Origin of the sequence: Stenotrophomonas sp. PS02289, assembly GCF_029960115.1 — a bacterium.
Taxonomy (GTDB): domain Bacteria; phylum Pseudomonadota; class Gammaproteobacteria; order Xanthomonadales; family Xanthomonadaceae; genus Stenotrophomonas.
In genome coordinates this window covers 1-9,591 of record NZ_JASCOZ010000167.1, presented here as the reverse complement: position 1 = coordinate 9,591, position 9,591 = coordinate 1, and the positions used below count along the sequence as shown (strand labels likewise).

The window sequence follows — 9,591 nt, the reverse complement described above, 5'->3', positions numbered from 1 at the left end:
GCCCACGGGTTGCATGCAACGTTCATGCGGGCCGGCCAACGGCCGGCGCTACCGGGAATCATGACCGGTACAATGTGCAACTGCGCCGTGCGCGGCGCCCTTTCCTTTTCCATGAAGAGCTGCTGCCCCATGTCCATCGTCCGCATGACCGACCTCGACCTTTCCGGCAAGCGTGTGCTGATCCGCCAGGACCTGAACGTGCCGATTGAGAATGGCCGCATCACGTCCGAACAGCGCATCACCGCCTCGCTGCCGACCCTGAAGCGGGCACTGGAGCAGGGCGCAGCGGTCATGGTGACCTCGCACCTGGGCCGTCCCAAGGAAGGCGTGTGGACGGAAGCCGATTCGCTGGCTCCGGTGGCCCAGCGTCTGTCCGAACTGCTCGGCGTGAACGTGCCGCTGGTGCGCGACTGGGTGGATGGCGTGGACGTGGCCCCGGGCTCCATCGTGCTGCTGGAAAACTGCCGCATGAACGTGGGCGAGGGCAAGGATGATGAAGCCCTGTCGAAGAAGTACGCCGCGCTCTGCGACGTGTTCGTGATGGACGCCTTCGGCACCGCGCACCGCGCGCAGGCTTCGACTCATGGCGTGATCCGTTTCGCCCCGGTGGCCGCCGGTGGCCCGCTGCTGATGGCCGAACTGGATGCGCTGGCCCAGGCCCTGCACGCGCCGGCGCAGCCGCTGCTGGCCATCGTGGCCGGCAGCAAGGTCAGCACCAAGCTGGAACTGCTGGCCAACCTGGTCGGCAAGGTTGATCAGCTGATTGTCGGTGGCGGCATCGCCAACACCTTCATCGCCGCCGCCGGCTACCCGGTGGGCAAGTCGCTGTACGAGCCGGACCTGCTGGATACCGCAAAGAAAATCGTGGCCGACGCCAAGGCGCGAGGCGCGGATATTCCGCTGCCCACGGACGTGGTCGTCGCCAAGCAGTTCCTGCCGGATGCACCGGCCTCGGTGAAGGCGGTCAACGAGGTCGCCGAAGACGACCTGATCCTGGACATCGGCCCGCAGACCGCGCAGCACTACGCCGGGCTGATCGCCAAGGCCGGCACCGTGGTCTGGAACGGCCCGGTCGGCGTGTTCGAGTTTGAAGCCTTCAGCCACGGCACCGAAGCACTGGCCAAGGCCATCGCCTCCTCGCCGGCGTTCTCCATCGCTGGCGGTGGCGACACCCTGGCCGCCGTGGACAAGTTCGATATCGCCGACCAGGTCAGCTACATCTCCACCGGTGGCGGTGCATTCCTGGAGTTCCTGGAAGGCAAGACCCTGCCGGCCGTCGCGGCACTCGAAGCCCGGGGCAACTGATGTCACTGGCACATCCCGGCGTGGTCGCTGCCCATGCCGGGCTTGAACTCGACACACTGTTCTTCGACCTCGACGGCACCCTGATCGACTCGGCCGTCGGCATCACCCAGTGCGTGGCGCATGCGCTGACCCAGATGGGTCAGCCGGTGCCGCCGCAGGAGGAACTGCGGCGCTGGATCGGCCCGTCGTTGCGGACCAGCTTTGCGCCGTTGTTCAACGATCCGGAAAAAGTGGAGCAGGCGGTCACCTACTACCGCGAACGCTTCGACGTGGTCGGCTGGCGCGAACACGAGGTCTACGCCGGCATCGGCCAGGTCGTGCAGGACCTGCGTGCACGCGGCCACCGGCTGGCCATCGTGACCGCCAAGAACGAGCCGCATGCGCGGCGCATCGTCGAGCACCTGCCATTCGGCAGCTGCTTCGAGGACGTGATCGGCGCGACCATCGACGGCAGCCGCAGCGAGAAGCCGCAGCTGGTCGCCGAAGCACTGCGCCGGCTGCAGTTGCCGGCGCAGCAGTGCTGGATGATCGGCGACCGTCGCATGGACATCGAGGGTGCACGGCACCACCAGATGCGCAACATCGGCGTGCTGTGGGGCTTTGGCGGAGCAGCGGAACTGCAGACAGCGGGTGCGCAGCACCTCGCGGCGGCCCCCGAGGCGCTGCTGTCGCTGCTGGGCTGAACAGGCGGCGGCTTTCCGTACGCTGCCGCATGTCGCATGCAGGACGCACGGTGTCCTGTCCCGGCTTTCGGGACTGTCCGTAGGACATCGGCGAAACCCAGTGGGCGCAAAGGTGTAAACGTATTCATGGGACGTGAAGGGTGTGCTAATTTCGACCCTTTCCAGGGAGCCCTTTAACCATGATTGAGCGTCAGCGTCGCACCAAGATCCTCGCCACCCTCGGGCCGGCAACAGACAAGCCCGGCGTGCTGGAGGATCTGTTCCGCGCCGGCGTCAACGTGGTGCGGCTGAACTTCAGCCATGGCGACCCGTCGGGCCAGGCCAAGCGTGCCGCCGACGTTCGTGCTGCTGCCGCGCGGGTGGGCGTGGAAGTGGGCATCCTGGCCGACCTGCCGGGTCCGAAGATCCGTATCGAGCGCTTTGCCGAAGGCAAGATCACGCTCAAGGCCGGTGACCGCTTCGACCTGGTCGCCTCGCCGGATGCACCGGCCGGCGACACCAGCCAGGTGGGCGTGAGCTACCTCGGCCTGCCGCAGGACGTGGGTCCGGGCGACGTGCTGCTGCTCGACGACGGCCTGATGCAGCTGCAGGTGGTGGAAGTGCAGGGCGAGCGCATCATCAACACCGTGCTCAACGACGGCGTGCTGTCCGACCGCAAGGGTCTGAACAAGCAGGGCGGCGGGCTGTCGCTGGGCGCGCTGACCGAGCGCGACAAGGAACTGATCGGCATCGTGGCCAAGATCGGCGTGGACTTCATTGCGGTCTCGTTCTGCCGTAACGCGCAGGACATGAACGACGCGCGGGCCATCGCCCAGCAGCACGGCTGCGATGCGGCCCTGGTGTCGAAGATCGAGCGCACGGAAGCCATCGAGAATCTGGAAGAGATCGTCGATGCCAGCGACGTGGTGATGGTCGCGCGTGGTGACCTGGGCGTGGAAATCGGCGACGCCGAGCTGCCGGGCCTGCAGAAGAAGATCATCAAGGCCTCGCTGGCGCAGAACAAGGTGGTGATCACCGCCACGCAGATGCTGCAGTCGATGGTGGAAAGCCCGATCCCGACCCGTGCCGAAGTGCTGGACGTGGCCAACTCGGTGATCGACGGCACCGATGCCGTCATGCTGTCGGCCGAAACCGCAGCCGGCGCGTATCCGGTCAAGGCAGTGGAAGCGATGGCCCGCATCTGCCTGGGTGCAGAGCGTCAGTTCCAGACCGAGACCGATTTCGGCGCGTCGCCGCGCAACCTGGAACGTGCCGACCAGGCCATCGCCATGGCCACCATGTTCCTGTCCCAGCACGTGGGCGTGCGCGCGATCGTCGCAATGACCGAATCCGGTGGCACCGCGCGCTATCTGTCGCGCTTCCGTGCCTCGGCCCCGGTGTTCGCGGTGACCCGTCACGACGGCGCTCGGCGGCAGATGGCGCTGATGCGCGATGTGTTCCCGATCAATTTCGACAGCCGCGGCCTGACCCCGCGTGAAGCCGCACGCGGCAGCATCCGCCTGCTGGTGGAAGCCGATCGCCTGCAAGCAGGGGACCGCGTCGTGTTCACCAGCGGCGAGCACATGGAAACCCACGGCGCGACCAACACGCTGCGCCTGCTCGAAGTAGGCGAAGACGGTCGCGCCAGCGGCCTGGGCGACCTGTAAGGCGATACCGCCGTGGTGCGCACACGCGCCCACGGCGGCACGGGATCGAACGGTAGCGCCGGCCGTTGGCCGGCCCAGGCGGCAACGATCGAAACCGCGATCACCGTCCACCGACGCACCTCTGAAAGCGTTTCCAGACTCCGTGGACAGCCAGTTCAGGGAAGGGCGGGTCTATAATTGCGGTTTTCCCGCACCCGCCACAGGAAATACATGAGCATCGAACAGCTGGCCGAAACCGCCCAGGCCATGGTCGCCCCCGGCAAGGGCATCATCGCCATCGACGAATCCACCGGTACCATCGCCAAGCGCTTTGCCAGCGTGGGCATCGAGAACACCGAAGAGAACCGTCGTGCCTACCGCGAGCTGCTGCTGACCACGCCGAAGCTCAACGAGCACATTTCCGGCGCGATCCTGTACGACGAAACCATCCGCCAGTCGACCAAGGACGGCGTGCCGTTCGCCAAGTACATGGCCGACCACGGCATGATCCCGGGGATCAAGGTCGACAAGGGTGCCCACCCGCTGGCCGGCTGCCCGGGCGAGCTGGTCACCGAAGGCCTGGACGGCCTGCGTGAGCGCCTGCAGGAGTACTACAAGCTGGGTGCGCGGTTCGCCAAGTGGCGCGCGGTCATCAACATCGGCGAAAGCATTCCGTCGGGTACCTGCATCGAGTCCAACGCGCACGCGCTGGCCCGTTATGCGGCGCTGTGCCAGGAATGCGGCCTGGTGCCGATGGTCGAGCCGGAAGTGATCATGGATGGCGAACACGACATCGAAACCTGCTACGAAGTGACCGAAGCGACCCTGCGTTCGCTGTTCGACGCGCTGTACCAGCAGAACGTGCTGCTCGAAGGCACCATCCTGAAGGCGTCGATGGTCATCGCCGGCAAGGGCAGCGAAGAGCAGGCCGACGTTGAAGAAGTGGCCGAATCGACCGTGATGTGCCTGAAGAGCACCGTGCCGGCGATCCTGCCGGGCGTGGTGTTCCTGTCGGGTGGCCAGAGCGACGAACAGTCGACCGCGCACCTGAACGCCATGAACCAGATGGGCAACCTGCCGTGGCCGCTGAGCTTCTCCTACGGCCGCGCCATGCAGCAGGCCGCACTGAAGCTGTGGGCCAAGGACATGAAGGGCAACTACGCCGCAGCACAGAAGACCGTGTTCGAGCGTGCCAAGGAAAACGGCCAGGCCGCCCTGGGCAAGTGGAACGGCTGATCCACGCCTGACCCGCTGCAGTAATCAAGAATCCGGTGCCGGCCAGTCTGGCACCGGATTTTTTGTGCCCGGTGCCTGCAATCAGCGTACTGCGGTTGCACGATTCCCGTAGAGCCACGCCATGCGTGGCTGCTGCTGGATTCAGGCGGACAGCCAGCGTTCGCGGCATCTCCGGCTGGGCAAGTCGGGATGGGCGTTCCGGGGGACGCTGCAAGTACGTCCTTGTAAGCTCAGTCGCCGCATCCATGCGGCTCATGCCCCCTCCAGCCCATCCCGACCTGCCCCGACGGGCAATCGGAGGCCCATGTAGAGCCGGGCTTGCCCGGCTGCCGTTCGCGGAACACCCGCATCGCGCGCCACATCTGTCACGATCCGAAACTCAATCTCCGAACGGACTCTCCGCAATGCGCGCCTGGCTACTCATTGCGTTCCTGCTTCCGACGACGGCACTGGCCTCAATAAACCGCGCCGTAGACATCCTCCACTACGACGTCGCACTCGTCCCCGACATCGCGGGCAAACGCGTAACCGGACAAATGTCGGTAACACTAAAGCCCGCGCACGAAGGCCTCACCGCAGTCGTCCTCGACAGCGGCCAACTGAACATCACCTCGGTCACGCACAACGACCGCGCTTTGGTCTTCGAGCAACACGATGGTCGCCTGCATATCACCCTCGACCAACCCGCGCCCACAGACGCACCGACTGCGCTGCAAGTGCTCTACGAAGGCGCACCACCGTTCGGTCTGGAATTCGCCCCGGAACGCGACGAGGTCTACACCGTCTTCTCCACCAGCCAGTGGATGCCGTCGGTGGATGCTCCCGACGAACGGGCAACCCTCGCGCTGTCGCTGACCCTGCCAGCAGGATTGAAGGCCGCAGGCACCGGGCGCGCGCTGGCAGCGCGCACGCTGCCGGACGGACGGGTAGAGCACCGCTGGATGCTGGCGTCGCCGATGCCGGCCTACGTGTATGGATTCGCAGCAGGCCGTTACCAGCAGGCCACGTTGCCGTACGGCAGAAGCGCGCTTCACCTGCTTTCGGTTAGCCGCTCACCGCAGCAGCTGAAGCAGGTTTTCGCCCGCACGGGTCACATGCTCGATTTCTTCGCCGACAAGGCAGGCCTCCCGTATCAGGGCGATTACAGCCAGGCCCTGGTGGCACGCACCATCGGTCAGGAAATGGCCGGGCTGTCAGTGATGTCCGAGGCGTACGGTGCCGAGGTACTGGATGCCCCGGATCAGATCGCGCTGATCGCGCACGAAGCGGCTCACCAGTGGTGGGGCAACCGGGTGACGTGTGCCAGTTGGGAACACTTCTGGCTCAACGAAGGGTTCGCCAACTTCATGACCGCCGCGTACCTGCAGCATGCGCAGGGCGAGCCCGCGTACCAGGCAAAGATCAAGGCGTGGAGCGAGCGGGTGGAGTCGCTGCGCGCGAAAGGTGCAGATCGTCCCCTGGTCTATCCGGACTGGAATGCGCCGACCGCGGATGATCGTGCGGTGGTGTACCAGAAAGGGGCCTATGTGCTGCATCTGCTGCGCGTGGAAATGGGCGAGGATGCATTCTGGCGCGGTATTCGTGCCTACACGCAGGCGAATGATGGACGCTCCGTGGTGACTGCCGATTTCCAGCACGCGATGGAGCAGGCCGCCGGGCGCTCGCTGCAGCCGTTCTTCAGCAAATGGATCTACCCGTAGAGCCACGCCCTGCGTGGCTGCTCTTCGTCCGGCACCGCGAAGCCACGCATGGCGTGGCTCTACAGCGCGGCCGCCGGCGGCAACTCCAACCCAAGATTCGCCATGAACGCCGGTGCCGAAGGCTCCACCGGCTGCCCCAGTGCCGCCAAGGCCGACTGATACGCCTTGAACGTGGCCGCGTTGTACGCGACCAGGATGATCCGCTGCGGCTCGCGGTGCGAGCGCTGCCACGCCAGCGTCTCGGTGGCGGCAATCTGCGCGGCCTGATGCAGCGGATAGCCGAACACGCCACAGCTGATCGCCGGGAACGCGATGGAATGCAGCCCCAGACTTTCGGCCAACTGCAGCGACTTCCAGTAGCAGTTGGCCAGCAGTTCCGGCTCGGCGCGGGTACCGTCGTTCCAGACCGGTCCCACCGTGTGCAGCACGTGCCGCGCCGGCAGGTTGTACGCCCCTGTCGCGCGGACTTCGCCGGTCGGGCAGCGCACGCCCAGTCTTACCTCCGGCAGTGCGGCGCATTCGGCCAGCAGTTGTGGCCCGGCCGCTCGATGGATCGCCCCGTCCACGCCGCCCCCGCCAAGCAGGGATTCGTTGGCCGCATTGACGATCGCATCCACCGCCAGGGTCGTGATGTCGCCCTGCCACACTTCGATCTTCATGCGTGCCGCTCCTTTTGATGCCGGGCCGTGCTGGGGGAATTGCTGCCTGGGTTCACGGTAACCGGCGGCAGGTAGAGACTGCGTCATTGCCGTCTCAGACCGTGCGACCCGGCGTGCCGGTCTTCACGCCGACCGTTCCCCAAACGCGAACGCCCACCGTGAAGGTGGGCGCAGCGGTCATGACACGGTCGGCGCGTCAGCGGGGCAGAGCCCCGCTTTACGGGGTTCCAGCCAGCCAGTCGTCGTCCGACCCCTCGTTGATATCGGCAAACAGCGGCGTGGAGAAATACCGCTCGCCCGTATCCGGCAGCATCGCCAGCAGCACGCTGCCCGGTTCAGCTTTGGCCGCCACATCCAGCGCGCTGGCCACGGTGGCCCCCGCCGAGATACCGACGAAGATGCCTTCCTCGGCGGCCAGCCGGCGCGAGGTCTCGATGGCGCGGGCGTCATCGATGTTCAACAGCTGGTCGTAGATTTCACGGTTGAGCACGTCCGGCACGAAGTCCGGGGTCCAGCCCTGGATCTTGTGCGGCTTCCACTCGGCCCCGCCCAGCAACGCCGCACCTTCCGGTTCGGTGGCGATGATCCGGGTTTCCGGACGGGCCACCTTCAGCACCTCGCCGACACCGGTCAACGTGCCGCCCGTGCCCCAGCCGGTCACGAAGTAGTCCAGCCGCTTGCCGGCGAAGTCGCGCAGGATCTCCGCGGCCGTGGTGTTTCGGTGATAGGCCGGGTTGGCCGGGTTGGTGAACTGGCTGGCCAGGAACCAGCCGTGCTCCTCGGCCAGCTCCTTCGCACGGCGCACCATGCCCGAGCCGCGCTCGGCCGCCGGGGTTAGGATCACCTTGGCCCCATAGGCGCGCATCAGCTTGCGGCGCTCGATCGAGAAGGTCTCCACCATGGTGGCCACGAACTTGTAGCCGCGGGCGGCGGCGACCATCGCCAATGCCACGCCAGTGTTGCCCGAGGTGGCTTCCACGATGGTATCGCCAGGCTTGAGCAGGCCGCGGGCTTCGGCGTCCAGGATGATGGCCAGGGCCAGGCGATCCTTGACCGAGCCGCCGGGGTTGAACGACTCGACCTTGGCATACAGGGTGACGTGCGCGGGGGCGATCCGGTTCAGGCGCACCACCGGGGTGTTGCCAACGGTGTCCAGGATCGAGTTGTACAGGGCCATGGGGTTGCTCCGCAGGAGAACGTGAAGGGGCCAAACGGCTCAGCGCTGACCGTAGCGCTGGCATATGACCGCGCGAAATGAAGTGATTACCTTCATAAACAACATTTGGTTATAAGCTGGTGACGGCAACTGTCTTACAGTCAAGCCGTTCCCTTACCCTTTCGCGGCACGCCCATGACGCTGACCCAACTCCGTTACCTGGTCGCCATCGCCGACGCCGAGCTCAACATCACGCTGGCTGCCTCGCGGGTGCATGCCACCCAGCCCGGTCTGTCCAAGCAGCTGAAACAGCTGGAAGACGAACTGGGGTTTCTTCTGTTTGTACGTAAAGGACGCAGCCTGGAGGCCGTGACCCCGGCCGGGGTCGAGGTGATCGGGCGTGCCCGCGCGGTGCTGGCCGAGGCCAACAACATCCGCACCTATGCCGCCAACCAGCGTCGCGAAAGCCAGGGCCAGCTGATCCTGACCACGACCCACACCCAGGCGCGGTTCGTGCTGCCGCCGGCGGTGGCGCGGATCAAGCAGGCCTACCCGCAGGTCAGCGTGCACCTTCAGCAGGCCGCCGAGAGCGACGCGCTGGACCTGCTCAGCCAGGGTGATGCCGATATCGCCATCATTTCCACTGCCGGGGCCGAGCCCACCGCCGGGCTGGCCATTCCGCTGTACCGCTGGCGGCGGTTGGTGCTGGTGCCGCGCGGGCATGCGCTGGACCGCCCCGGTGCCGCGCCGGACCTGAATGCGCTGGCCGGGCAGCCGCTGATCAGCTATGAGTCGTCCACGCGCGGCAGTTCTTCGCTGCAGCGTGCGTTTGCCGCGTCCGGGCTGACCCCGGACATCGCGCTGACCGCGCTGGATGCGGACCTGATCAAGACCTATGTGCGTACGGGCCTGGGTGTGGGCCTGCTGGCGGAAATGGCGGTCAATGCCAGTGATGAGGATCTGCGCGCATGGCCGGCCCCGGCTCCGATTGATGAATGCATCGCGTGGGCTGTGCTGCCGCGCGACCGCGTGCTGCGTGACTACGCGCTGGAGCTGGTTCACGTGCTCGCCCCGCAGATCGACACCCGCGACCTGCGTCGGGTGATTGATGGGAATCAGGAGGCGAACTGGCCGTTGCCGCCGACGTGGGAAGAATTGACGCAGACGATCACGGTTTGACGAGGGCCGGCCAACGGCCGGCGCTACCGAGGCCGCCGTGTTTCCGGT

8 protein-coding genes are annotated in these 9,591 nt (G+C 66.1%); 6 read left to right on the top strand and 2 right to left on the bottom strand.

From position 1 onward, the window contains the following. Positions 1 to 129 precede the first annotated feature (129 nt). The 5 genes from QMX83_RS17730 (at position 130) to QMX83_RS17710 (ending at position 6,549) form a co-directional block, all read left to right on the top strand. On the top strand, positions 130 to 1,305 hold the full coding sequence (locus QMX83_RS17730) for a phosphoglycerate kinase (RefSeq protein WP_282297968.1): 1,176 nt from the start codon (positions 130 to 132) through the stop codon (positions 1,303 to 1,305). Further along, positions 1,305 to 1,988: an HAD hydrolase-like protein gene (locus QMX83_RS17725; RefSeq protein WP_282297967.1), complete on the top strand. Its 684-nt coding sequence runs from the start codon at positions 1,305 to 1,307 to the stop codon at positions 1,986 to 1,988. Before QMX83_RS17730 ends, QMX83_RS17725 begins: the two co-directional genes overlap by 1 nt. 179 nt (positions 1,989 to 2,167) lie before the next feature. After that, positions 2,168 to 3,634 carry a pyruvate kinase gene (gene pyk, locus QMX83_RS17720; protein WP_282297966.1) on the top strand — a complete coding sequence of 489 codons (1,467 nt, stop codon included), beginning with the start codon at positions 2,168 to 2,170 and terminating at the stop codon, positions 3,632 to 3,634. Positions 3,635 to 3,844: 210 nt separating this feature from the next. After that, entirely contained in the window at positions 3,845 to 4,849 is a 1,005-nt protein-coding gene (locus QMX83_RS17715; RefSeq protein WP_282297965.1) for a class I fructose-bisphosphate aldolase, read from the top strand. A 404-nt stretch (positions 4,850 to 5,253) separates the two neighbouring features. After that, the gene (locus tag QMX83_RS17710) at positions 5,254 to 6,549 is read left to right on the top strand and encodes a M1 family metallopeptidase (protein WP_282297964.1); all 1,296 of its coding nucleotides are present in this window, start codon (positions 5,254 to 5,256) and stop codon (positions 6,547 to 6,549) included. A 59-nt stretch (positions 6,550 to 6,608) separates the two neighbouring features. Here QMX83_RS17710 and QMX83_RS17705 read toward each other — a convergent pair whose 3' ends face one another. Together QMX83_RS17705 and cysK are read right to left on the bottom strand one after the other, a co-directional pair. Beyond that, positions 6,609 to 7,208, bottom strand: coding sequence for an O-acetyl-ADP-ribose deacetylase (locus QMX83_RS17705; RefSeq protein ID WP_282297963.1), 600 nt, complete (start codon positions 7,206 to 7,208; stop codon positions 6,609 to 6,611). Positions 7,209 to 7,425: 217 nt separating this feature from the next. Further along, the gene (gene cysK / locus QMX83_RS17700; RefSeq protein WP_282297962.1) at positions 7,426 to 8,385 is read right to left on the bottom strand and encodes a cysteine synthase A; all 960 of its coding nucleotides are present in this window, start codon (positions 8,383 to 8,385) and stop codon (positions 7,426 to 7,428) included. A gap of 174 nt (positions 8,386 to 8,559) precedes the next feature. Between cysK and QMX83_RS17695 the strand changes: the two genes are divergently transcribed. Next, positions 8,560 to 9,543: a LysR family transcriptional regulator gene (locus QMX83_RS17695; protein WP_282297961.1), complete on the top strand. Its 984-nt coding sequence runs from the start codon at positions 8,560 to 8,562 to the stop codon at positions 9,541 to 9,543. Positions 9,544 to 9,591 lie beyond the last annotated feature (48 nt).